21 protein-coding genes are annotated in these 25,461 nt (G+C 51.8%); 12 read left to right on the top strand and 9 right to left on the bottom strand.

Annotated elements, in window-relative coordinates; genetic code table 11:
* The 3 genes from ACYVIY_RS14290 to ACYVIY_RS14280 form a co-directional block, all read right to left on the bottom strand.
* Positions 1-6,426, bottom strand: coding sequence for an alpha-2-macroglobulin family protein (locus ACYVIY_RS14290; RefSeq protein WP_460977040.1), 6,426 nt, complete (start codon positions 6,424-6,426; stop codon positions 1-3).
* Positions 6,427-6,599: 173 nt separating this feature from the next.
* Positions 6,600-9,653 (bottom strand): PVC-type heme-binding CxxCH protein, encoded by a 3,054-nt coding sequence (locus tag ACYVIY_RS14285; RefSeq protein ID WP_460977039.1) that lies wholly within the window; start codon positions 9,651-9,653, stop codon positions 6,600-6,602.
* A 51-nt stretch (positions 9,654-9,704) separates the two neighbouring features.
* Positions 9,705-10,562 carry a sugar phosphate isomerase/epimerase family protein gene (locus ACYVIY_RS14280; protein WP_460977038.1) on the bottom strand — a complete coding sequence of 286 codons (858 nt, stop codon included), beginning with the start codon at positions 10,560-10,562 and terminating at the stop codon, positions 9,705-9,707.
* A gap of 171 nt (positions 10,563-10,733) precedes the next feature.
* Between ACYVIY_RS14280 and ACYVIY_RS14275 the strand changes: the two genes are divergently transcribed.
* The 11 genes from ACYVIY_RS14275 to ACYVIY_RS14225 all read left to right on the top strand — a co-directional run bounded on the left by ACYVIY_RS14275 (position 10,734) and on the right by ACYVIY_RS14225 (position 19,241).
* Positions 10,734-11,309 carry an RNA polymerase sigma factor gene (locus tag ACYVIY_RS14275; protein ID WP_460977037.1) on the top strand — a complete coding sequence of 192 codons (576 nt, stop codon included), beginning with the start codon at positions 10,734-10,736 and terminating at the stop codon, positions 11,307-11,309.
* Positions 11,302-12,918: a hypothetical protein gene (locus ACYVIY_RS14270; protein WP_460977036.1), complete on the top strand. Its 1,617-nt coding sequence runs from the start codon at positions 11,302-11,304 to the stop codon at positions 12,916-12,918. The genes ACYVIY_RS14275 and ACYVIY_RS14270 overlap by 8 nt, the downstream gene beginning before the upstream one ends.
* An 11-nt stretch (positions 12,919-12,929) precedes the next feature.
* Positions 12,930-13,403, top strand: coding sequence for a hypothetical protein (locus tag ACYVIY_RS14265; RefSeq protein WP_460977035.1), 474 nt, complete (start codon positions 12,930-12,932; stop codon positions 13,401-13,403).
* Between the two features lie 80 nt (positions 13,404-13,483).
* Positions 13,484-14,725: a serpin family protein gene (locus tag ACYVIY_RS14260; RefSeq protein WP_460977034.1), complete on the top strand. Its 1,242-nt coding sequence runs from the start codon at positions 13,484-13,486 to the stop codon at positions 14,723-14,725.
* Positions 14,722-15,174 carry an META domain-containing protein gene (locus tag ACYVIY_RS14255; protein ID WP_460977033.1) on the top strand — a complete coding sequence of 151 codons (453 nt, stop codon included), beginning with the start codon at positions 14,722-14,724 and terminating at the stop codon, positions 15,172-15,174. The genes ACYVIY_RS14260 and ACYVIY_RS14255 overlap by 4 nt, the downstream gene beginning before the upstream one ends.
* Entirely contained in the window at positions 15,171-15,620 is a 450-nt protein-coding gene (locus ACYVIY_RS14250) for an META domain-containing protein (RefSeq protein ID WP_460977032.1), read from the top strand. Before ACYVIY_RS14255 ends, ACYVIY_RS14250 begins: the two co-directional genes overlap by 4 nt.
* Positions 15,621-15,626: 6 nt before the next feature.
* Positions 15,627-16,091, top strand: coding sequence for an META domain-containing protein (locus ACYVIY_RS14245; protein WP_460977031.1), 465 nt, complete (start codon positions 15,627-15,629; stop codon positions 16,089-16,091).
* A gap of 2 nt (positions 16,092-16,093) precedes the next feature.
* On the top strand, positions 16,094-16,522 hold the full coding sequence (locus ACYVIY_RS14240) for a hypothetical protein (RefSeq protein WP_460977030.1): 429 nt from the start codon (positions 16,094-16,096) through the stop codon (positions 16,520-16,522).
* Between the two features lie 490 nt (positions 16,523-17,012).
* Positions 17,013-17,204, top strand: a complete 192-nt coding sequence (locus tag ACYVIY_RS14235) for a hypothetical protein (protein WP_460977029.1) — start codon at positions 17,013-17,015, stop codon at positions 17,202-17,204.
* Positions 17,205-17,326: 122 nt separating this feature from the next.
* The gene (locus tag ACYVIY_RS14230) at positions 17,327-18,622 is read left to right on the top strand and encodes an LVIVD repeat-containing protein (protein ID WP_460977028.1); all 1,296 of its coding nucleotides are present in this window, start codon (positions 17,327-17,329) and stop codon (positions 18,620-18,622) included.
* A 13-nt stretch (positions 18,623-18,635) separates the two neighbouring features.
* Entirely contained in the window at positions 18,636-19,241 is a 606-nt protein-coding gene (locus tag ACYVIY_RS14225) for a hypothetical protein (protein ID WP_460977027.1), read from the top strand.
* Between the two features lie 37 nt (positions 19,242-19,278).
* On the opposite strand, the gene typA is transcribed toward ACYVIY_RS14225, so the two are convergent.
* Positions 19,279-21,093 carry a translational GTPase TypA gene (typA, locus tag ACYVIY_RS14220; protein ID WP_460977026.1) on the bottom strand — a complete coding sequence of 605 codons (1,815 nt, stop codon included), beginning with the start codon at positions 21,091-21,093 and terminating at the stop codon, positions 19,279-19,281.
* A gap of 250 nt (positions 21,094-21,343) precedes the next feature.
* Complete coding sequence (locus ACYVIY_RS14215; protein ID WP_460977025.1) at positions 21,344-21,550, bottom strand: hypothetical protein; 207 nt, start codon at positions 21,548-21,550, stop codon at positions 21,344-21,346.
* A gap of 81 nt (positions 21,551-21,631) precedes the next feature.
* Here ACYVIY_RS14215 and ACYVIY_RS14210 point away from each other — a divergent pair, with 81 nt between their 5' ends.
* Positions 21,632-22,066 (top strand): gamma-glutamylcyclotransferase family protein, encoded by a 435-nt coding sequence (locus ACYVIY_RS14210; protein ID WP_460977024.1) that lies wholly within the window; start codon positions 21,632-21,634, stop codon positions 22,064-22,066.
* A gap of 22 nt (positions 22,067-22,088) precedes the next feature.
* Here the strand turns inward: ACYVIY_RS14210 and ACYVIY_RS14205 are convergent, their stop codons facing one another.
* From ACYVIY_RS14205 to ACYVIY_RS14190, 4 genes are all read right to left on the bottom strand, one after another.
* A complete protein-coding gene (locus ACYVIY_RS14205) occupies positions 22,089-22,565 on the bottom strand; it encodes a YDG/SRA domain-containing protein (RefSeq protein ID WP_460977023.1) in 477 nt (158 codons plus the stop codon).
* 63 nt (positions 22,566-22,628) lie between these two features.
* Positions 22,629-22,949: a hypothetical protein gene (locus ACYVIY_RS14200; RefSeq protein WP_460977022.1), complete on the bottom strand. Its 321-nt coding sequence runs from the start codon at positions 22,947-22,949 to the stop codon at positions 22,629-22,631.
* Positions 22,950-23,083: 134 nt separating this feature from the next.
* Positions 23,084-23,938: a dienelactone hydrolase family protein gene (locus ACYVIY_RS14195; protein WP_460977021.1), complete on the bottom strand. Its 855-nt coding sequence runs from the start codon at positions 23,936-23,938 to the stop codon at positions 23,084-23,086.
* A gap of 128 nt (positions 23,939-24,066) precedes the next feature.
* Positions 24,067-25,347 (bottom strand): metallophosphoesterase, encoded by a 1,281-nt coding sequence (locus ACYVIY_RS14190; protein ID WP_460977020.1) that lies wholly within the window; start codon positions 25,345-25,347, stop codon positions 24,067-24,069.
* Positions 25,348-25,461: the final 114 nt, after the last annotated feature.

Raw genomic sequence — 25,461 nt, 5'->3', positions numbered from 1 at the left:
TTACTTTACCCGTACTCGCTCTCCGGCGGAATGAGCCGAAAACTCTGGCGCATAGAAGCACTGAACCGTAGCAACCCCGGCAGAAAAATCGCCGGCTTGGGCAACGCGCAGATCATACTCAAAAACGTGCGTACCTACAGTTAAGTAACTAATAAAGAAGTCGGTTGACGCGTCGCGGGGCGATTCGTAGTAGCCGAGTCCATTCTGGTACTTATAACCCGATAAGGCTGCAACGGGCTCAAAGCCTGACGCCCGGCTGTCTTTCAGGTGTACATATTCCATTTCCCGGTCGGTTTTCAGCACGAGCCGGACCTTGATCAAGTCGCCCGGCTTCAGACTCGTTGCCGACGCAACGGGTGAGATAACGGGCCCGCCGGGTGAATCGCGCTGTACATAGAGCGTTTTCTGAACGGACAAACCGGCACTGCCCGGCATCACCCGATCAAGCGGCTCGAAGTGCTGCCAATATAAAGCGCCCCAAGCAGGCCCCTCTCCTTTCTTCGCAATCTGGATAACGCCCATCTCCGGCTTGATCTCGCTAGCGGCATACGTTACTTTTTGATAACCCGTGATTGCTTCTGTTTTCGTTACGCGGTTGTCGATCGGCTGACCACCCAGGCTTACTGTAGTATTTGGTTTCGTATCGAGCCAATCGCTGCCGCGCAGCAGAAGGGCGTAGATGGCCTCAGTCGTCGCTTTGGTGGATGACCATGACTGCGTTTGTTTCTGACGAATCAGCCAGCGTTTCATCGCATCAACCGTAGCTCGGTCGCGGTTAAGCTCTTCAAACGCTTCAATAATATACGCCTGGGTTTCGATGGGTGTCTGGTACCAGTGCAGGCCACTTTGGTTATCGGGCCAATACGTACCCAGCTCCTCCGACGTTTTCGATCGTTCCAGCAACGATGCCAGAATGCCGTTAGCCGTTTTCGCATCCTCGAAACGGGCCAGCGCCAGCGCCGAGAGTGCCTGTCCCTGTAAACTTTGTTTTAGCCAACCTGCGGCAACGCGCTGCTTCACATAGGTGAGTATATCTTTAGCCACGGGCTTACTGGTATAGAAGCTACGGACGTAGAGATATTGCGTTTCCAGAAAAGACCAACCGTCAACGGCTTTGTGTTTTTTTTGCTCCTCAATCCAATTTTTCATTTCGGCATCGACGTACTGGATGGCGTTGGCCTGCATCTCCCCCAACTCCGCCTGCATATCGTCTGGAAACTGAACACCGAGCTTTTGAAGATGGCCAAATCCACTCAGAATGTGCAGCGTCATCGACAGATTGGGCTCCATCCCGCCGAACCACCGAAATCCACCACTTGCTACCTGTAGTTGCCGGAGCTTATCGAAAGCGGCCTGCTGCTCGGTACGCATCCGGTTTTGATCGAGCAGTTGTCCCAGCCGCGCCTGCCGGGCTGACTCGGAGCGGGCATCGGCCAGCCAGGGTGAGTTTTCCAACGTAATGGCTTTTAATTCTTCGTTCGAGTCGAGCGGGCTGCGGGGCGGGTTCTTCTGCCACTGCGCAATAACCTGCGCAAACTCAGGTTTGCTCCCGACAATGTGAGCTGCCAGCGTGTTGGCATACAACCGGCTAAACAACTGCTCAGCACATTCGTAGCGATACTCCATCAGGTAAGGCAGCGATTGCAGGGCATACCACGTCGGATTAGAGGTTACTTCAACGGTCAACCGTTCATGCTGCACAGGCAGTTCAGGATTAAGATTCGTCAGCGCAGTAAGCTTAAACTCCTTTGTCTGCGTAGAACGAGGACCTGACCCATTCACCCAAAACGGTTTAGTATCGGTCACCAGCATTCGGTTCGGTAAAACAGGAACCGTGAATTCTTCGCCATCGGTAAATCCAGCAGCTTGCGCCGTCAGCCGACACGTAACCGTTTCCAACCCTGTCGGAACCACCAACGTCCAGCCGACGGATTGGCTTTGCCCGGCCAAGATAGAAATCGGCAGTTGTGCATTGGCCAGTTTGAGCTTCGACTGAATCGGCTCACCCGTTAACGCATCGAGTAGCTCTAGGTTAGCCACGCCCGTTTGTGGTTTATCCGTCAGGTTGTTCACCCGCGCCGTAAGCCGAATGGTATCACCTTCGCGGAAGAAACGGGGCGCGTTAGCGCTGATCATCAGTTCTTTCTGCGTCACAACCTCGCGCTCCAACGTACCAATTTTCAGGTCTTTCGTGTGCGCGAACGCCAGCAGCCGCCAGCGCGTAAGTGCTTCGGGCATGGTGAACTTCAGCACAACCCGGCCTTTGTCGTCGGTTTTAACCTGTGGAACGAAAAAAGCCGTTTCGTTAAAATTACGTCTGGGATTAACAGGTGGCGTATCTGAGCGCGGCTTATCGGGTTCGGCGGCAACCGCTTCGTTTAATTCCTCAACGGTAGCATCAGCCGCCATAGCTGGTGCAGGGGCAGCTCCTCCCCCAACCTTTGCCATAGCAAATGCCCCTGTTACACTTCGCATGCGTTTGGTTTCGTAACCCGTAACGACAACCTCATTCAATTGCTGAACATCAGGCGGCATACGTAGTGAAACCGTTTTTTGCTTGATCGTGACTTCGGATGTTACGTAGCCAATACTGGCAAACAGCAGCGTTACGGGGTCTTTATCCGAATTAGCCGTTATGGTAAACATGCCCTGCGCATCCGTTATAGCACCGGTGGTAGATCCTTTTATGAGGACGGTAACGCCCGATACAGCGGTTCCATCTGGGTTTTTCGCGGTGCCGGACAATCGCTTACCCGCCCGATTAATGGTAATGCGCAGGGCCTGATTGGAAACGCCATACGGACCAATCGGATTATGTCGGAATAATTTTCCACCCGCGAACGTCAACCGGTACCCCGACCAGCCTAGCTCATCATACTTTCGATTTGGAACGGGAAGCTCAGGCCGGGAGGGATGCAGCAATACGTTGGTACGATGAGTATTGAAGCTCATCGTTTGACCTGGCCGATAGAACGTCGACAAGTAAGGACGATAAAACGTGGTTGGCCAGTCGAGCCGACTAAAGGCATCCAGCGAAGCGTCGTACAACGTCGCAACCAGTTCAGCCGGTTTATTGTCCAGTCCGGCAATGGTCAGCGTCCACTCTTCGGCCTGACCGGGCTTTAGTTTGTTACGAAACGTTTGCGTTTCAATACGTAGTTGCTTGTTTGTGAACGGCACCGTAATGATCTGTGATTCCTGATACAGGCGTCCGTTTTGCACCATCGTGAAATGGACAGCAAATCCTCCGCGTTGCTTTTCTGAAACGGGCAACGTTACCTGGCGAGGCCGCCCATCGGTTTTCAGCCATTCCTGCCGAACGATGCGTTGTTTCTCTTCGACCTGCATCAGTACCCAGCCTGGTTTCGCATTACCGACCCAGAATACGGCCGTTTCGCCCGGTTCGGCGGTTGCCTTACGGACCTGGAACCAGGCATCCGCCAGCGCCGACGCCGTGGGCTGTTGCTCGTCCAGCACCGAAAAATACGCTCGCTCGCGAACAGTTTCCCCCGTTGAGTCGGTCAAATTTAGTTCCGCTACGTACTCACCCGGCTCATAGCGAGACAAGTCTGGCTTGATCAGCGAATCGACAGCGGTTGCGATCGGCTGCTGCTGAACAACGGTTTGCTTGGGCCACGAACGTGGATTGTCTTCAGTGTCAAAAACATCGTTCGGGAACAAGCGCTCGAACTCGGCACGGGTCACTAACTGGCGGTCGGGGCGAGACCAGAGCCGCTTGCGTAGCAGGCGATGGGGAGTCTGTAGCCGATATACCGTAAGCTGTCCGGTGGCCCGGATTTTTTCGCCCGACTGATTTGTCGCTTTCACAACAAAGGGCGTTGGTGCAGCGGTGGGGCTTTTTTCAATCTGGGCCGGAATTCGTAATTCAGCCTGCAAAGCGGTGTAGCCAATACGTAGCGTCTGATTGTTGCTGCGAGTCTCGCCAGCCCGATCCGTTACATCGATGGTTATTTTAAAGTCAAAGATGGGATTGGTTTCCCGCTTCTTTTCGGGGTCGGGCAGGGCAACGAACGTAACAACAACATTTCCCTGCGCATCGGTCTTTGCGGTTCCGTTGGCAATCTCGGCCTCTACGGACCGTTGAGGAATTCGATTCCAGGAGGTGTACCAGCCATCCCATCGCTGCCGCAAGTTTCGGGTGATCCGGTAGCGTACTTCGGCACCATCCACTACCGCCCCCGCAAACGTTTTGGCCTGTGCAGATAAAGTTATGGTCTGACCAAGTTTGAACGTCTGTTTAATGGGTTTACTAGTTACCTCAAAAGTCGGACGTTTGTATTCTTCGACCCGAACAACCGTACTACCCCGGCCCGTTTGAATAGACATAACTCCCGTCAATCGCCCGACAGGCGCCGTAAACGACGTATTGAACGTACCAAATTCGTTGGTTTTAACCGTCTGCTTCCCTATTTCCTCTCTGTTTTGATCGAGAAACCGAATCGCAACATCCTGACCAGCCACTACATTGTACTGGTTTGTTTGGCCTTCATACAATAAACCCTTCACGTAAATCGGCTGGCCCGGTCGGTAAATAGCCCGGTCGGTAAATAGGTTTGTATACGTAGTAACTCGCTCGTCATCTACGTTCGTGTTGTAGTTATATCGGTACTGCTGATCAGAGAGCAGCGTATCTTTGCCGAGGGTAATCTGGTAAAAGAAGGCCGTCTGCATTGGTACCTCGCTAATAGGAACAACCGCACGCCCCTCGGCATTAGTAGCTTTGTTTCGTTGGCCACCGGCTATGGGCCGGGTTGTAGGATCAACCACTGCTACCATCGCGTTCGGCAGCGGCTCGCCAGACTGCCGGTTTGTCACGAATAAGGTATTATCCTTATTTTTCGAGTCGGTCTGAAGCACATAGCTCAGCGACGAAACCCAGAACGAAGCCCAGTCTATAGTCCCGCCCTTGGCCTGAAACTTCGTATCGGATGTCACCAGCAGCGCGTAACACCCAAGTGGTAATCCCCGCAGGGCGATTTCAGTACTATGCTCGCGTAAATCTCCATCATCGGGTAACGTAACGTCTCCCTCAGTCACGACTGGCCGCTTGAGCCACTCATCGACCACCAACTGTCGCTGTTCCGGCGTGTTATAAAGATTCCGATAGACCTGTCGTTCCGCAGCGTACAGCCGGATAACTCGGTATTGTAGGCGGGAGACGTTCTGATACGTAACGAGTGCCCGAAACGGCTGATCAGGACTGTTGACCAGTTCTACCTGAGCCGAAAACGTTGGATTGAGCAGTTGACTTAACAAACGGGCTGCCTGCTGCGCGATGTATGTTTTAGGATACCGCTTCTCCAGGTCCCGACAAATATCCGCAGCCTGCTTACGGTTCCATTTGGCCGGATCGGGCGCTGGCGTACCACTGTCCAGTGGGTCGGCGTCCTGTAACGGCCGGGGTCCGTTGTCATCGGCCAGCAATTTGGCTAACTCGAATGCATAAACGGCTTCAGCCAGTTGGCCTTTATAGCGACTCATCTGCTGGGTAAGCGTTTGCCGATACAATGTGTCCTTGTTGGTCACGGTGCTATATCCCCGAACAAATGATAGTCGCATGGCATCGGCATCGGCCAGTGCAGACGGATCTTTATCAGCCAGGTGAAATTGGATCAATTGCTGATACAACCGCAGGGCCTGGTACCGGCCCGACAGCGAATCCAGGCTTTCGATAGTTAACTGCGCAAAGCCTTCAGGCCCGGAGAGGTAATTCGGTTTGTCGAGGACAAATTGAAAAACTGGCTTCAGCAAATCGGGTTCGGTATTTTGAAAGAAGCCAATGGCGCGGTGAACCAGCAAATCATATAAGGTAGGGCGCAGCACACGGGTGTCCGCGTCCCCCTTGTCGATCAGTACCTCATAGTCCGACACGGGAATACGCTGCAACAGCTCCTTATTTTGCACCGAAGCCAGATACGCCTGGGTAATTTCCGCTATCAGTTGATGAGCGTCCCAGGTTGTGAAATCAGAAGTCGAATCAGCAAGCGTTTTTTGGTTAGCTGGCTTATCAACTGTAGCCCGGCTATAGAATTTGTACCGGTTTTTTTGAAAATACTGCCAGTAAATCGTGGCTAATGCCGATTGTAACACCGACCGCGCTGGTTCGGGTGTATCTTGAATATCGGCCTGCATGGAACGTACCAACTCTACGTACGTATCTTCATCCGAGTAACTGCGGAAGATCATTCGGTGCATGGCCGCTTTGGCCAGTTGTGGATAGTTCCGGGCGGCTTTGGCTTCGTTGTAGATGCGATTCGCTATGGCCAGCGCCGATTTGGGTAGTCCTTTAGCCGCCAGCGTATCGGCCCGACGCCAATCACGGGCATAATCGGGCAAGGGACGGTTTTGGGCCGAAGCGGCTAGGGCCAGGCAGGTTAATAACAAGCTGATGAGTGTACGATTCATGGTTGGGGCGGGTAAATAATCCGGTCAACAGTCCATTGATTCCTTTGGATGCCTAATGGTTTAGTTTTCCACAAACGATACTACGAATTAGTTGCAATACGTCATTCGTTACTAACAACTGCTTAGAAATGCGAAACCCCGCTAAGCATCTGGCGGGGTTTCGCATCCTGGGTTTATTGTTTCAGGAGAAAAGCAGTTAAGTCGGCTATCTGCTGCGGTTTCAGCCCCATTGACGTGGGGTCGGGCATAAGGCTTGTTTTGTACTGCCGTCGGGAGAAAACCTTATCCGTTGGGATAGTATGTTTTTGCCCCGTTACGCCCTTCACCACAATCGACTGACTCCCATCGCTTACCAGAAAGCCGTAATACGTCTGACCCGTTTTTGTTGTAATCAGCCAGGGTTCGTAGCCAAACGCAATCCCCGCACTCGGGCGGAGAATGGCATCCAACAGGCCGTTTTTATCAAATTTCTGATGAATTTTTGTCAGCTCCGGCCCAACATCGTTACCTTGTTTGCCGTGTCGGTGGCAGCCAGCACAACTTGTTTTGAAGACGCTAAGCCCAGCGTTTTCGTTGCCGGTCAGCAGGGCGATCTCGGCAATGGCCGGATCAGTGATATTCGTTTCCACTGGTGCAGTCACCGGCGGCTTTTCCGGGGTTGTTGGAGCAGCGATGGCTACAGCAGGCGGCTCCGGAGCCGGTGTCGCTTTTTTAGGAGCAAAATATTCCTTCGCCATGGTGCGAACGGTCTGGTCCGAATTTCTCAGAATAGCTGGGCCGACACTTTTGATCAACGCGTCCGATAGCTTCCCATCGGCCGCCAGGCCAACCAGCACCTTGCCCCCCTCCGGGTCGCGGGCCATGGTGAGCGCTACGCTCCGTTTTTCGGCGTCAGATTTGTACTCGTCGAGCAGTATCTGCCGTTTGGCGAGCATCTTCTGCTCCTCGGCCGACACCTGTGTGGGCATAAGCTCTTCCCAATTCAGCAGCTTTGCCCAATCATTTCCCCGCCGGAAGCCGAGCCAGTACGTTGCCTGAGCAGCTACGTCTTTGTCCGGCGATTTTCCCAGATCAACCATTGCTTTAGCCGCAGCTTCGCTTTTGATGAAGGCCAGCGTCGTAACGGCCTGTTTTCGGGCATCGGCTGAAAGCGTTTGTGCTTCGGCCCGTTTCTTCAACATCGTCACCGACGAAGCGGGATGAAGTTCCCACATCAGGTTCGCCGTTCGCTGATCCCACTCCAGCGGGTCGGTCGGCAGACTCGGGCGCAGGTCCGCAAACACGGCTTCTTCTTTGCCATCGGCCGCAATACCAAGCGCATGCAAATAAAATCGGTCCTGCCCGTCGTAGCCTTTCAGCAGATTGAGCAGCATATACCGGCAGTCGATATACGGAATGTCGCGCAGCGCAATGGCAACTTCCCGACGAACGGCCGGATTTGGGTCGCTGGATAAGTTACCTAACAACGGCAATAGGGCTTTCTGTGAAGCGGTCAGTCCAGGATTCGATTTTGTATTTTCCGGCGTGATGCTACGTAGTGCCCGAATGGCCGCCATTCGCACGGGGGCGTCAACCGCCTTCAACAGCCGTTCGACTTCAAACTGACCTTCAGCGCCCAGATGAGCCAGCAGAAAGATCGCCCTGGCGCGGTGATATGGATTTGGCGACGACAACAGCGCCATGACCGGCTCTACGGCCTTATCACCCTGCTCCTGTAGGGCTTCAAAGCCGAGCATACGAACGTTTACGGCCGGATTAAGCAAAGCCGCAATCTGGCCTTGGGTAGTACGCAGGTCTATCTTAGGTGTTTTCAGATTTCGGCCTTTCGGGGTAATCCGATAGATCCGCCCGTATCCTTTCTGATCCTGCATCTGGTGACCACCCACGATCGGATCGTACCAGTCGGCAATGTAAAGTGCTCCGTCAGTGCCAACCGCTACGTCGCTGGGCCGAAACCATTTGCGCGTATCCTGGTCAACGTTATTCCATTTATAATCTTCCTCTACTTTGGGAAACGTACTGATAAAGTCCGTACGAGGTAGTCGGTAGCCAGCGCCCCACACTTCGGGCCTGTAACTATAAATTACGTTACGTCCCGCTTCGGCGCTGAGCACCATACCCCGATACTGCGGCCCTAACTCATCGCCCTCGTACACGACCATGCCCGTGGGCGAACCGGCTCCGGTAATGTCGCCAACCGGCATCACGCCCGGATCTTCCTGATGCCAGTGCGCAGTGGGTATGGTTTGGCCGGGCCGTTGGTCGGCCTGCCAGTATCGCGTACCGTCGCTGCTGAAATAGCCGGCATTCCCTCCTTCCATGAGCCAACTGGTTCGGCAGGCCACTACCTGATCGTCGTTGTCGTTCTGCCACATATTTCCGTACGAGTCGAGCGCCGTTTCGTAGTTATTCCGGAAGTTGTGGCCCATCACTTTCAGATTGGAGCCATCGGCGTTGATCCGTAACGCCAGCCCACCGACCCAAATCCGGCCATCGTCGCTGACCTGATTGCCGTGGTTGATTTTGTTATACGGCGTTCCACCGGTGTATAGACTCCCCGAACGTAGCGTCCAGCCGTCTTTGTCGGTAACGATGTGCGGCCCGGCATTGCCCGTATTGAAGTAATATTTACCATCGGGTCCGGCCACAACGGCATGAAGCGCGTGGTCGTGATCGAGTCCACCGAAGCCCGTCAGCAACACCTCTTTGCGGTCGGGTTTATCGTCGCCATTCTCATCGGTATAGACGACCAGATTTGGCGAACACGACACAATCACTTTATTGCCAATGACCGCAATACCCAGGGGCGATACCAGTTCCGGGTCCGTCACGAATACCTTGCTGTTGTCAGCCTTCCCATCGCCGTTGGTGTCTTCCAGAATCATGATTCGTTCGCCTTCCGGATGATCGAGTCTGGTTTCTGGCTTGTTGTTAAACTTCCGGTAATTCACCGCTTCTGTAACCCACACCCGCCCTTTAGCATCGATATCCATATTCGTGGGGTTGTGGAACATTGGGGCTTCGGCCCAAAGCGTGGCTTCCAGATCGTCGGGTAGGTAGAGCCTATCGGAATCTGCACTGACAATCATTGACCGCTGCTGGCTAGGCTCCGGCATGGATATAGGCAGACCAGCGGACTGTGGCTGAATCAGTTGACTTGCCAGGTATAACAACCCAATTGTGGGAATGGCCAGCGGTAATGCGTTTAGGGATACTACTGCTCTCATGCTACTTCCTTTTCTGTTCGCGGCTGCGTTACGTCGTGCATTGGGTTATTGTTACGTAAACAGCGCACGAACCGTCTCATTATTCACTCTATAACTGTCTAGTAAGGGTTGTCCCTTAGGTACGGCTCCCTCGATCTGAAGCCAGCCGCGATACCCGATCTCATCGATTGTCTGGCGAACTTTTTTCAGATCAACCTGACCTTTGCCAAGCAAACTGCCGTTCTCTTTCAGGTGGATTTCGCAGATTCGGTCTTTGCCAAGCGTACGGATTTCCTTAAAAATATCGTAGCCCATGACCGTCGAATTGCACACGTCGTAGTACACCTGTACGGCGGGTGAACCCACGGCATCCAGAATGGCCAGGTGCTCAGGAGCCGACAACCAGGATTCGATGCCCAGCACGACGCCCGCTCGTTCGGCTTTCGGGGCAACCGCTTTGAGCCGTTCAATAACTACCTGTGTTCCTTTGGAATCGTTACGTAGGTCATTGTTGCTAAAAAAGGCCAGCAGTACGTTTTTAACGCTCAGTGCCCTAGCGACATCGACGCTGTCCTGCACCCATTGTTCAGTGCGCGGGTCGGACTTGTACGGAATTTCATTTAACAGACCGATCGCTAAACCTCCTATTGCTACACCTGCCTGTTTGGCCGCATCTTTGAAGGCCTGTTGCGTATCAGGACGACGCAGATGCTCGTGATCAGCCTGCGTGTTCAAGCTGAGCTGGACACCATCCAGGCCGATTTGCCGGGCCACCGCAAAACTGTTGATGTCGCCAGCCGGGCCGATTGACCAGTCGCAGGCACCGATGCTGAAACGGGTTGCTAAAGCTGGTCTGGCAGAACAGGCAGGGCCGACGATTGTGCTCAAGCCGATCCCCAGTGTGCAGCGCAATACGTCACGTCGGTTCATATTCGTTTCACAGATGAAGGGTTTATCAAAGATACAGTGCCAAAAAGTCTGGACTTCGTATCCTCCTACTTTTAAAATGAGATAATCTTAGGCTATGCATGCGGCAAAAAAATTTAATCGGAATTACAACCGTTTCTTTTCCAGGCGGGTCATTAGTTTGTCAGCGTTGATATGCAGGATGAATACGCATTAGTAGAAGGGTGCCGACGGCAGGACCGAATTGTGCAGCGACAGCTCTATGAGCGGTTTGCCGGGAAGCTCTTTGTCGTCTGCAAACGGTACGTCAAAGACCCCGACGAAGCGGAAGACGTTTTGCAGGATTCGTTTGTAAAAATATACCGCCACATCGACTCGTTCCGGTTCGAGTGCCCGCTGGAAGCCTGGCTGAAGCGTATTGTGATCAACACCGCGCTGAAACACCTGCGGAAACAAAAGCCCTGGGAACATACCGCCGATGTGCAGGAATTGGCTCCGGTGTTGCCGCAGGCCGATGAAAGCCTGCCAACCCTGAACTACCAGTACCTGCTGCAATTGATTCAGGAACTGCCGCCCGGTTGCCGAACGGTGTTTAACCTGTATGCCATCGAAGGCTACAGCCACCCGGAAATTGCCGACCTGCTCGACATTGCCGAGGGAACTTCGAAATCGCAGTATGCGCGGGCCCGGAGTCTGTTGCAACAAAAAATACAGTGGGACGGCCGCTCGTCGGAGCCCCGACCCAGCGAACAACCTATACGAAATGAGTGAATTAAAGCAAAACTTACCGGAGGACGACTTCTGGCGTAAAGCTTTTGATGAAGCCGATGAAACGCCCCCACCGCGTGTGTGGGATGCCATCGAACGCCAGCTGGATGAGTCCCGAGGGCCGCGCATCCTGCCACTTTGGGGTACGGGCCTGGCGTCGTCGCGACCCTTTGTGTGGGGTGTTGGCGTAGCGGCTGCGGTAGCCGTATTGCTGATGGGCTGGTGGGCACTCGCTCCCCAAACGGCCGATCAACAAATTGCTCAGGTAAAACAGATTATACCGGCGGAAACCACAGCCCCCGTAGCGGTTGCTCCGGCAACTAAATCTCCGTCAGCTGGTCAGGTACCAGAATCCGCCGGTAGTGCCATCGCATCAGCGGTAGCTCCCTCGGAAAAGAATCCGGTTGCGGCCGCAGTGAGTTCGGCACGGCAGCATTCTCCTCGTTTACCCGAGCAACAAACGTCGCCTAGCGAAGCCGTAGCGCAATACAGTACGTCGAAGCGGCAGCCCAGCTTAACGCGTGAAAATCGGACGAGTGGCACTGCATCCTCAGCGTTCCTGGCCGCAGGCAGGACGCAGCCAACAGCCACAATGTTACCCCCTGCGCCTGACGAGAGTCGGATGAGTATCCTGGCTCAGAATCCTTCAGTGCATGAAGTCAGCACGGACGCGGTTGCATCACAGGCGGGCTTGACCGTTGAGCAGCTTACCGGAAAGCCGTTGCGGCTGCGTTCTCTAGGGCAAATTCAGCGCATCGTGTGGTTCCGTCCGGCAGAATTGCCCACGGAAGCGACTACTGACCAGGCAAAGCGCGAACCGCGTGAACTATGGGCGTCGGTAAGCATGATGCCGGGCTCGTTCAATCCAGCGGTTTCGGTGCGACAAGCGCCGATGAGCTTTATGAACTCAATTGTACCGAGCAACAGCCGGGTCGATCAGTCGTCGGTAAGCAGCCGGGCTAATTTCTCGGTAGCGTATCAGGCTGGAGCGGGTATTCAGTTAAGCGAACACTGGTCAATTGAGTCCGGCGTAGGCTATCTGACGGGTCATTCGGCAGTGGAAAGTCCGGGGCAGACAGCGGTAGCGCTGATTCAGTCGGCAGGTGCGGAACGGAACAGCCCAACCAGCAATCTGTACGTGGACGCCCTACGTAATAGCGCCCGGAACACGATGGTAGCCAATTCACCCGCGTCGAGTCAGGATTTCTTTTCGAGTAGCAACTACGTAGCGCAGAACAGCTATTCCAATCAATCGCAGCAAGTCGTCACAAATAATTACCAGTTTGTGCAGGTACCGGTTCAGGTAGGTTATCAGCTTCTGCCGAAGAAACGATTAGGTATAGCGCTTATGGGCGGTTTATTGACCAACATATTTGTTCGCAACACCGTAGCCGATGAATTGGTCATCACGGCGAAGGATGGCATCTACCGGCCAGTTTCGCTGGCGGCAACGATGGGTGCCCGATTCCGGTATCGCCCGTCACGGCGGTGGTCGGCGTCCTTGTCGGGCGTTTATCAGCCTTCGTTAAGCTCGGGTACTCAATCGAACTCGCAGATCGACAGCCGCCCGACCTCAACCGGGATGAGTTTTGGAGTAGATTACCATTTTTAACGCATACAACCATGAATCTAAGAATCGCTGCTTTGTTGCTTACGCTGGCTATCAGCAGTTGTACCAGCACCGACATAACGTCCAAAGAACCGCTATCGTCAAACCTGATTATTCGTACCGGCACCTCGTTTGGCATGTGCGTAGGTTACTGCTTTACCGACTATGAGCTGAGCGGTACAACCCTTACCCTGACGCAAACCGCTCCCCGCACCCCAGCCGAATATCCAACCAAGACGTGTCAGTCGACACTAACGGCGGAGAACTGGAATACGCTGCAATCGCTGGCTGATTTCGAAACGTTTAGCAAACAGCCCGAGACGTTAGGGTGCCCAGACTGCGCTGATGGCGGAGCCGAGTATATTGAATTGCAACGTGGCGATCAGAAACACCGGGTTACGTTCGAGTTTAACCAGACAATCCCTGGTTTCGAGTCGCTGGTCAACGCCCTGCGCCAACAACGTGAATCTTTTAAAACGTGTCCATAAGTAAATCTGTATTCAACTGACATAGCCCTGAGTAAGGCGCCAACTCAGGCTATAGGTTAATACCTTAATTGAGTTAGGTTATGAAAACGAATGCATTTTCTTTGCTTAGTGCGGTGGTGGCAGGCAGCCTGTTCACAGCCGTTAGTTGCAATACAAATGACGTAACGCCTGGCCCAGGCACATCGACCGGTGAACTGCGCGTATCAGCCCCGTTTGCCAGTCAGACCACTCAGTTCGCCTTCGATCTGGCGAAACGTGTCAATACGGCTGAAGGTCAGGACAACAATTTTTTTGTCTCGCCCTTAAGCCTGCACATGGCGCTGGGCATGATTATGAACGGCGCGAATGGCCAGACCGCTCAGGAGATTCAGCAGACGCTGAAGCTGGACGCCCAAACGCTGGCCGAAGCCAATCAGACGTATCAAAATTTAATTGATAATCTGCCAAAGATCGACCCGAACGTAACGGTAACCCTGGCGAACTCCGTCTGGAATCGCAATACATTTCCGGTAGAAACCAGCTTCCAGAACGTATTGAAAGAAACGTTCAAGGCTGACGTATCGGCTCAGGACTTCGCGGACCCGGCCACGGTTGGTAAGATCAACAACTGGGCAAGCCAGAAAACGAACGGACGCATTCCGAAAGTAATCGATCAGATTCAACCGGATAACGTTATGTTCCTGCTGAATGCGCTGTACTTTAAGGGCGACTGGAAAACACGCTTCAATGCCGAGCAGACGGTCGATTCACCTTTTAAAGTAGCCTCAGGTACCGAGAAATCCGTTCCGATGATGCGGCTCAACACCGATCTGCGTCACCTGGTGAAGCCAGCCTACGCGGCTTTCGAACTGCCATACGGCTCGGATAAGTATGCGATGACGGTGCTGTTGCCTTCCGGCACCACAACCGCCGAATCGCTTCTGTCTACCTTTTCGAGCGATGAATGGACGCAGTTGCAGAAAGACATGAGCCTCAGCAAGTTCGACATTGGCCTCCCCAAGTTCACGATGAACTACGAGATAAAGCTGAACAATGTGCTGGAAGCGATGGGCATGCCAACGGCGTTTACGGATGCAGCGGATTTCACCAAAATAAATGCTAAGGGCGGATTAACGCTTAGCTTTGTAAAACAGAACACATTTGTGGCGGTTGATGAAAAAGGCACCGAAGCGGCAGCCGTTACAACGGGTGGCATCTCCGTTACGTCGGCTCCACAAGCGTACCTCTGCGACCGGCCGTTCGTATTCGTAATCCACGAAAAGACGTCGGGAACGGTATTGTTTGTCGGTAAAGTTGCCGACCCGACCAAAACGAATTCATGAGATATAGACTTGTAGCAGCCCTGGCGGTTCTGGTTACAGTACTCCAGGGCTGTAGTACCAACGAGCCTGTCGTGGCCCAGCAGGTGCAGCCGTTGATTGGCAAATGGCAGCTCGTTGAGCCCGATTCTACGTTCGAGGCAACCCTGGAGCTGGTTGTAGACCCCAACAATCCTCCGGTAGATATAACGCCGTTCAATGCTACCGGAAAACTGGCGGTTAATACGTACAAAGCCCGTTTATTCGCATCTGCCGACGGCAAATCAAGCGTTGACCGAATCAGTTATACCGAAGTAGGCGGCACAACGCAGGCGATGCAATTTGAGCAAACGTACCTGGCCAATTTAGGCGCTGTAGTTCGCTATGAAGTAACGGCTCAACAGCAACTTCGACTATACCACGGTGGCACTAAACCCGGTGTATTGGTTTATAAAAAGAGTAAAACCTTATGAAAGCGCTGTCTTTGTTCTGTATATCGGCCCTGTTAATGTCGTTTTCGGGGTGCGAACGTAACGACGATGTTACGCCCTTGACTGATCCCAAAGACATTACTGGTATCTGGACGCTTGTTGACCCTGTTACTCAATACACAACGACACTAGAGCTGTTTGGAGATCCGACAGCAAGTACGATTGCGGGTTCAATCGCGTTGGTGATCAGTGGTAAAGCACCTGTGAATACGTATTTCGCCAGAGCTGGTGCTTCTGACAAGGGACGTTTTGAATCTGGGCCGATCAGCAGCACTAAAATGGCTGGACCAGCAGAAGCTATGCAGTTCGAACAAACGTACTTTACTACGTTACAAAGCGTTGACCAGTATGAACTGATTAGCCCCGACCGGCTTAGATTGTATTCCAGTGAGTCGTCAGGCGTATTAGTATATAAACGAACGGAGTAGAGCCTTATGAAAACGCTGTTTTTGTTCTGTATAGCAGCCTTATTGATGTCGTTTTCGGGGTGCGAACGAACCGATGACGTTAGTCCCAAATCGGCCAGCCCTGATCAGTTATTAGGCACCTGGTACCTGAGCGAACCTCAGTCTCCCTACCGAATCCGTTTGACGATAGAAGAAGACAGCGCCAGTACTATGCCTTTTAGCTTACGGATATCCGGGGAATCATCGGTAAACCTATACTTCGGGGTTATGAACTACAACGCCGGTGGCTTATCCGATCCAAGCAGCCAGATTGCTGTTCGGGAACTGGGTGCTACCATGCGCGGGGGTTCCTCCGAAGCGATGCAGTTCGAGCAAACGTATTTTACTACGTTGAAAAAGGTTAGCCGGTACGAACTGGCTGGTCAGAACCGCCTACGCTTGCATTATGGCGGAGAACAGACAGGGATGTTAGTCTACGAGCGAAGCAAATAATCATGAAAACACGTAAAGCGAAGCTGATCGTTACGGCACTGGTTCTACTCGTGTTTAGCTGCGAGAAACGAATCTGCGGCTGTGTATTTCCGCCATCGCCCATTGCCGGTACCTGGCAGCTAACCCGCATTACGTATGGATTGACGCAGAAGACGGTTACGGCTGCGGAAGCGGGTTACTCGGAAACGTTAACGTTTGACGGTACGTACGAAAGCGGACAGTACCGGCGGATACGTAGTGGTATTCCTGTAGAGACTAGTGCGTTTTCGCTTCGGTACCCGAACGGCGGCACGGACGGGATGCTTTTATTCCAGGCCGATACAAGCCAGCAGTCGTTTCGAGTGGCTGACAAACGGCTGTATTTATCGGAACGTAGTCCGCAGAATGCCACGCTAGCCGATGGTTCGACGTATGAGTATCAAAGAGAGTGATTGCTGACTTTTTGTGTAAGACAAATATTGCCCGGCCGTAATCAGGACAGCCGGGCAATTTATTTTCAAGGTCATTCCAACGCTTATCCCTGAATTCGACTCTTTCAATCAGCAGCTTATTCGTGAATGAAGACGTAGTAACTGCCTTTAGCTAAAACAGTGACCTGAAACCAAGTTAAACCTGTCTATTTGTTCTACTTTTACGCAGGTTTGGTTGGCCTCAATAGGAGTTTATTTTTTATAAATGTCTATAACTATTGTCCTATTATCTGGCGATTACTGGTTATCTGTCACTACTGATTTAGACCAGTGTGGTTGCCCGTAAAATAAGGAAGTGACAATTAGGCTAAACCGAAGCTTACATTTGCGAGTACTATAAACAAAAATCAAGTAAAGCCAGTTTGTGAAAAGCGTTGCAGGAAGGCGTTACTCGCCACAACCGGTTATGGTTTACACGAAGGCTTAGTATAAGTTGCCACAGATAGTCGTTATGAAAAGAATCCTGACAGCAGTTATTGGTATCGCGTTGTTTATTGCGGGTTATCATCACACTCGGCGTGCTGCTGAATTTACAACCGTTCGGCAAACCGAATCTTCGGTGATGTATTCACCCCAGCCTACGCTGCCTTCGGTGCCTGTTAAACAATCGCTTCTGTCGTTTCGGGTCGCCAAAGCCTTATAAGAAGCGAACAAAATTGGCTCGTGCCGCCTGGTGGTTAAGCATACCATCGGGCTTTTTTTATGTCCTTTCCAACCATTGTACCATAGTGAGGGTCAGGGAGGTGTCTAACTTCTCTGATCTGTATGAAACGACTGTATACTCTCCTGCTTTTGCCCTTGCTCTGTTTACAGGGCTGCACTGATCATTGTAAAGAAACCCGAACGTATCGCCGGTATTCACCCGTAAACTATACCACTTTTCAAATACGTGAAGGTATAGGAACAGAGGGTCCCCGTTCGTTGGTTAAACCCGGTAAAATTTACACGAAAGACGGTTTCCTGTTCATTAATGAGCAAAAAGAAGGCATTCATGTCATCGACAATCGCGAACCTACCAACCCGAAACAAGTAGCTTTCCTGCGCATACCCGGTAATGGCGACATTGCCGTTCGGAACAGTATTTTATACGCCGACAGCTACATGGATTTGCTCGCATTCGACATTAGCAACACCAACGACATCAAGCTGGTGAAGCGCGTCGATGGTGTTTTTCCGAGCGGCATGTTTGAAGGAGGATACTGGTCCTATAATGCACAGGAAGAAACAATTTACGACCAGAAAGTCGATTACGTCACCGAAACAATTACGACAAACTGCGATGAAGGTCCTTCGCCCGGACAAATCTGGAATGGGTGGCTGAGCTTTGGGATGATGGCCAGCGCCGATGCGAACACCGTCAACCCCACGAGTGGAGTGGCTGGGTCAATGGCCCGTTTTGCCTTGTACGATAAATACCTCTACACCATCAATAGTGCCGAAATGCGGCTATTTAATGTGCAGAATCCGGCAGACCCGCAGATCGGCAATAAAATTCAGATGGGTTGGGGCATTGAAACAATTTTCCCGTACAAAGACAAGCTGTTCATTGGTTCGCAAACGGGTATGCACATTTATGACAATACGAACCCCGAAAAGCCTGTACGGTTGTCCGTCTTTGAACATGCCCGCGTTTGCGATCCCGTAGTGGTACACGGCAACACAGCCTACGTAACACTACGCTCCGGAACCGTCTGCCAGGGCTTCACCAATCAATTAGACGTCGTTGACATTACAAACGTAGCAAGTCCTCGCCTGCTCAAAAGCTACCCCATGCGCAATCCACACGGACTGGGTGTCGATTATCCGAACCTATTCATCTGCGAGGGTGCTTACGGACTGAAGTCATTTAACGCCAGCGACGTTTTGAACATCGACAAAAACCAGTTGCAACATATTGAAGGCATGAATGCGTACGACGTAATACCGTTAGGCAGTACTACGTCAGCCAGTAAAACACTGCTTATGATCGGCTCCGACGGTTTTTATCAGTACGATTATCAGAATCCGCGTCAGCTACGTCTGTTGAGCAAAATCCCGGTCAGTCGCCCTTCATACTACTAAGCTGTCGATCCTTATGAACCGAATCAATCTACGGCTCCTTATCGTACTGGGATGGATGCTGAGCGGCCATAACGTAGCCTGGGGTCAGATTACAATTCCTCGCCACCCGTTTGTCAACTACACCGAGTTCGGAGGCTTGTTTGGCCGAGTAGCCTATTCAATGAACCAAAACAGCATCAATGAAACGGTGGAGAACAAGGTTAGCGTGACGGCTCAGACGTTCAACGGCGTTCAGTTAACGCGGCAGTTAGCCGTTGGGGGCATATTCGGCATCGACTGGTATAAAGCTGCGTTACTGCTACCCGTTGGGGCCGGTATCCGGTATGATTTTGTCCGGCATCCCCGCAAAAATGTACGCTTATTTGGGATCGCTGACGCTGGCTATTCGTTTGCCTGGCTCAATAAAAGCTCCACGGGTTACGAGACGCAGGGCGGCTGGATGATAAATCCGGGCCTGGGTCTTCGAGTGGGGCGACCAACGGGTTCAGCCTTCGTACTGTCCGTAAGTTATAAGCGGCAGGAAGCGTCGGTAGAGAAACCCATCACGGGCAATTTCATCAGCCGCGATGAAACCCGGATTTATAACCGGCTGGCATTGCGAATGGGCGTTAGTTTTTAACGAAGAAGCCCCGACGCAGGTCGGGGCTTCAAACTGTTTAGGCCATTGCAAACTTACTCTGGTTGCGTTTCCGCTCGTTTTCGTCCAGGTAAATTTTGCGAATCCGCATCGACTTTGGCGTTACTTCCAGATACTCATCTTTCTGAATGTATTCCATCGATTCTTCGAGCGAAAAGGCGATTTTCGGCGCAATCTTGACGTTGTTATCCGAACCCGAGGCCCGCATATTGGTCAGCTGCTTAGCCGTTATTACGTTCACCACAATATCGTTCTGGCGGTTGTGCTCGCCGATAACCTGACCCGCGTAGATCTCATCACCAGGCTCGATGAAGAACGAACCACGATCCTGAAGTTTATCGATCGAATACGCCGTAGCGGCTCCGCTCGTCATGGAGATCAGCGAACCATTGATCCGCTCGGGGATTGGGCCTTTGTACTCCTGATATTCTTTAAACCGGTGGCTCATTACCGCTTCACCGAACGTAGCGGTCAGCACGTTCGAGCGCAGCCCGATCAGACCCCGCGATGGAATCTCGAACTCCAGGTGCTGCAAATCGCCTTTCGGTTCCATAATCAGCAACTCGCCTTTGCGCTGCGTTGCCAGCTCGATTACTTTACCCGCCGTTTCTTCCGGTACGTCAACAACCAGTGTTTCGACAGGCTCCAGCTTACGGCCGTCCTCATCTTCTTTGTACAATACCTGCGGCTGACCTACCTGCAACTCGTAGCCTTCGCGACGCATGGTCTCGATCAGTACGGACAAGTGCAGAATACCCCGGCCATAAACCAGGAAGCGGTCTTCGCTATCGGTTGGCTCAACGCGTAGCGCCAGGTTTTTCTCAATTTCTTTGTAGAGACGATCACGCAGGTGGCGCGACGTAACAAACTTACCTTCTTTACCGAAGAAAGGCGAGTTGTTGATCGTGAACAACATGTTCATCGTCGGCTCATCCACCGAGATACGCGCTAAGGCTTCGGGTTGTTCGATATCCGTGAGTGTGTCACCAATCTCAAACTCCTCCAGGCCCGTCACTGCACATATATCACCGCAAGGAACTTCGGTGGCCTTCATTTTGCCAAGACCTTCGAACGTTTGCAGTTCTTTGATCTTAACTTTCTTGATCGAACCGTCCGACTTCACCAATGCCATGTTCGCACCTTCTTTCAAGGTACCGCGGTGTACGCGACCAATCGCGATCCGGCCCACGAACGCCGAGTAGTCGAGCGATGTGATCTGCATCTGGGGCAGCCCTTCGTTCAGGGGAGCCGCCGGAATGTGCTCAACGATCGTATCCAGCAGATACGTAATGTCGGTAGTTGGTGTTTTCCAGTCCGGACCCATCCAGCCCTGTTTCGACGAACCATAAACCGTTGGAAAATCCAGCTGATCTTCCGTTGCACCCAGGTTGAACATCAGGTCAAATACCTGTTCGTGTACTTCCTCAGGGCGGCAGTTCTCTTTATCAACCTTATTAACGATTACAATCGGCTTCAGACCCAGTTGCAGGGCTTTACCCAGCACGAAGCGCGTTTGTGGCATAGCGCCCTCAAAAGCATCGACCAGCAGGCAAACGCCATCGGCCATTTTCAATACACGCTCCACTTCACCACCAAAGTCACTGTGGCCTGGGGTATCGATGATATTGATTTTAACGTCTTTGTAACGTACCGATACGTTTTTCGAAACGATCGTGATGCCACGTTCCCGTTCCAGATCATTGTTATCGAGGATCAGGTCGCCGAATTCCTGATTGTCCCGAAAGAGCTTTGACGCGTGAATAATTTTGTCAACCAGTGTCGTTTTGCCGTGGTCAACGTGGGCGATAATTGCTATGTTGCGAATTGATTGCATACAATCTTTAAACCGGAACGCCGGGCCGCCGGCATGCACCTGCTCGAACAGAGTTGCCGGATTGTGTTGGTAAAGTAAGGCTATGAAACAGAATCACTTCTATGACAAAATCTGATGAATTCTGGTTCAGGCAATTAAGCCGCAAAGGTACAAAATTTTACGCTGAAACACAGAAATTTACAACTAATAAAACGAAAAAGGCCCTTATAAGGGCCTAGCTATATTTTAAATACAATTTCTTAACAATTGCTTAATGATTTGGGCAACCACAGGGGTTTTTCTTGCGGAAAAGACCGGTGTTAAACAAGCCTCCCCGCTTGGGTTTGTATCCTTTCCGCTTACGTCCGATCGAGGTTGATTCCGTTGACGATTTGGTGCTAGAGGCCATTGTTTCCATGGGCACCTCAACCAGCACCAGGGATGCAGCAATCATTAGAAGTACCTTTGTGTTTTTCATAGCGTGCAGCCGTTTCATGGTAAACGATAAATCCGTTAGGTTAGTCACTAAACTGGTAAAAATTTTCGTGTAAGGTCCTGTATGTCTATAACTCCCGAATACTTACTGGTGTATGGTACGTTACGGCCAGCTTTTGTAAACCCGTTTGCGGACTATCTCCGTCAGAACAGTCAATACGTTGGCGAGGGTATATTTCGGGGCTCCTTGTACAACCTAGGAGACTATCCCGGCGCAGTATATCAGCCTGACAGCCCCACAGTCGTTTACGGGTCCATATACGACATCCGGCAGCACTACCAATCCATTCTGGCCCGTTTGGACGAGTACGAGGGCGTGGGTAACGCTTTTGAGCAACCTAACGAATATATCCGTACTGTCATTCCCGTTCAATCCAGAGACAGAGACCAGGTTCTTAACTGTTGGGTTTACCTGTACAATTTGCCAGCAGATCACTGCCCACGCATTACGTCCGGGGATTACGTGCTGTACACGCAAACTACAACCGCTAATGCGTGAACAAACAATGTGCCATCTCTGGTTACACCGCTCCTGCTTTTAGCTGAACGAGTTTAAACAGCCAGATCCAGTACCCCGACTTACCCTTAACCCGATCGGCACGTTCAATCCAATATAACCCTTCATACCGGTAGCCGGTTTCTGGTGCGAATTCGTTACGTAAGCCAGCGCCCCGGATCAGACGTAACGGTCGCTTCGTTTCATAGCTACGCATCAGGGCTAGATTATAACGATCCAGCGTTTGATCAGCCACCTGATGGCCCGTTTTAGTATCGCGCCCGCCATGACCAACGTACCAGATTACGTCGCCCAGATCCTGGTCATCTTCGTACACGCCAGACAGCACGATGGATTCGGCACCGTCGGCAATTGTTCCGCTGATTCCGGCGCGTCGAGCGCGATGTAGGCCACTACACGACAGTTCAATTCGGTTTTCGAACCAGTCGCCGGGTCTGAAATCCTGTAGAACGCTGGATACTCGGTTCGTTCGTGGGGCCATATAAGTATAAACAAAAAATACCGACCCTATTGAGTCGGTATTTTCAGAATGTATATGATCAGTTTATCTTGGCCCACGCGAGCGGCCGTTATTGCCCCGGTAATTACCGTAGCCACCAGCCCGTGCGTTTGGGTTGTAAGAGGGCCGATTGTTATAACGGGGACTATAGCGAGGAACAACGTAGGTTCTGCGTTGCACAATTACCGGTGGACGACGATAATAGGGTCTAGGACCGTAACTATAGCCGTAATACGGTCGGGGACCGTAATAACCCGGTGGCGGTGGAGGGGTAGTACCAACTCCTACGTAAGACGGTCCACAACTTGCCATCACCATAACCAGCAGAACTGCGGTCAGAAGCGGCATTAGTTTTATCGTTTTCATAATTGATACCGTTTTGTCGTCAACTGTTTACTATAGACAAACCAGCTGACGAAAGGTTTAACCGACTATATAAAAAACGTCCCCTCCGGCGGTTTAGTGCCAGCGGGGACGCCGATAGGTAGGTTAGGCTTCGCCTAGGCGTTCAATTTACCTTTTAAGTAATTGAGCGCCAGTTTATAGGCATCAGCCGCAGCTTCCTTGTTATAAACAGGATTGCTTGGGTTGGCGAAGCCGTGGCCCGCATCATACATTTTGACGGTCACTTTTTCACCGGCCTTCTGCATATTTTCTTCGAACTGCTTTACCGACTCCGGCGTAATGCCTTTGTCCTGACTGCCGAAAATACCCAGTACGTCGGTATCGAGTGTTTTTAGCTTCTCAACATCCTGCTCAGGTCGGCCATAGTACATCACGCATCCTTTAGCCTGTTTACCTTCCAGCATCGCCGACTGCAAGGACAGCATACCGCCAAAGCACCAGCCAACGCTGGCAAACTCAGCCTTCGGACCAGCGTAGGCAATGGCCCCTTTCATGATGCTTTGGAGCCGGTCCTTGTTGGCAGCCTGCATTAATTTACCCGCTTCAGATGGCTCAGTGGCTACTTTACCATCATACATATCCACGGCCAGTACGTTAACGTCCTTCAGGTCGTTGTAGAACGTTTCTGCCTGCTGCTTAATGTTGTCGTTCAGGCCCCACCACTCTTGGTAAACGAGCAGCCATTTGTTGGACGGTTTCTTCGCTTTTAACAGAAACCCGTTTGCCTGCTGACCGTCGGGCGTCGAAAACTTAATCATGTCGCCCGCGCCTTTGTAGGTGAAGGGTAGGGGTGCTACGTGCAACTGCTGAAAAGCGGGGTCTGCGGCCATAGCCGACATGTCGTTGCCAGCCGTGTGGCAGATTGGAATTTTCGTTTCTTCTTTCTCAGGAGTTAGAAACGAAAACAAGGACATGAATAAAGAAAGACCGGTAATGAAAACGATTTTCATAGATTGTTTGGTAGTTAAATTAACCGAATTGCGTAACTGCTCGATGAACTAAATAGTTAGCCCAATCTAACAAGAATAACCGTATCTGTTTATAGTTCAGACTTACTGTTCGGAGTTGTCTGTCGTGATCAGGCTTTCACGAGTTCGAAAATGGTGATTTCGGGCAGGATGCCAACCCGGCCGGGGTAACCAATGTAGCCATATCCCCGATTAACGTACAGGCGCTGATCGCCTTCCTGATACAAGCCCGCCCATTGTCTGTAGAAGTACTGCGCGGGGCTCCAGCGAGCGTCACCGATTTCGACACCAAACTGCGCGCCGTGCGTGTGTCCGCTAAATTGAACGTCAATATCCGGGTATTTAGGCCTGACTTCAGCATCCCAGTGGGTAGGGTCGTGAGATAACAACAGCTTAACCGAATAGTCTTGGGTGCCCTGATACGCTTTGGCCAGGTTTCCGGCCCGGAGCGCGGCTGGTCCGAAGCCCAAATTTTGCACGCCGATCAAGGCAATTTTGTCGCCCCCCTGCTCCAGAATTTTGTGTTCGTCGAGCAGAATATTCCAGCCCATTTGCTTGTGAGCCGCAATGACGTTTAATACGTTCTGCCGCTCAGCCTGGGCATTTGGCCACTGTACGTACTTCCCGTAATCATGGTTACCCAGGGTCGAATACACGCCCAGCGGGGCTTTCACCTTATCAAATACGTCGATATAGCTATTTACTTCCTCAGCGTGGCTGTTCACCAGATCACCCGTGAAGAATACCAGATCCGGTTTTTGCTTTAAGAGTAAATCGACGCCACCGCGCACGGCGGTTTTATTAAAAAAGCTACCCGAATGAATATCCGAAATTTGGGCGATGGTCATCCCATTGAAGCCGGAAGGCAGGTTCTTCATCGGCAATTTGATACGTCGGATGCGGTAGTCATGGGCACCCGATAAGATTCCCCAGGAAAAGCCAACCAGTGGTACAGCTCCGACAACTAAGGCCGTTTTCATCAAAAAATCAGAACGCGAAATGGTATCGGTGGCGGGCAGTGTCTTCCGGGTTGTATCTTCAACCGCTTCACGTACCTCGGGTTTGTAAAACAGCGAAACAACCCATCGGAAAAACCGGCCGATGTCGTCGATGAGGATGATGAGTACGGCGAAGATTTTTGAGAAATAAGGAATAGCAATGCTTGCCCACAGAAACGTCCGTGTGTTGCGGCTTATCGAGTCAGGCGGTAGTAGCTGCATGACTACGTAGAGCAGCAAGCTCAAGGCCGTAAATCCCCAGTAAATAAGGGTAATTGTTCGCTGTGTGCTTTCACTCGCTGACCGGCTAAGCGTTTTTATAGCCTGATACACATAAACATCGATCAGCAGCAGAAAAATAGGAACAATAAATAAAAACGCGGTACGATTCATAATGCCAGTTGCGAGTGTGTAGTAAACTTGGTAGACTATAGTTTGTTCGGGGTACCGTGTAAAAGGCAAACACAAAAGGCGCAGAGTTTTCGCTCTACGCCTTTTGTGTTTAAT

It is taken from the genome of Spirosoma knui, from assembly GCF_054780635.1.
The sequence above is the reverse complement of the archived record's forward strand: the minus strand, read 5'-3'. Positions and strand labels throughout refer to the sequence as shown.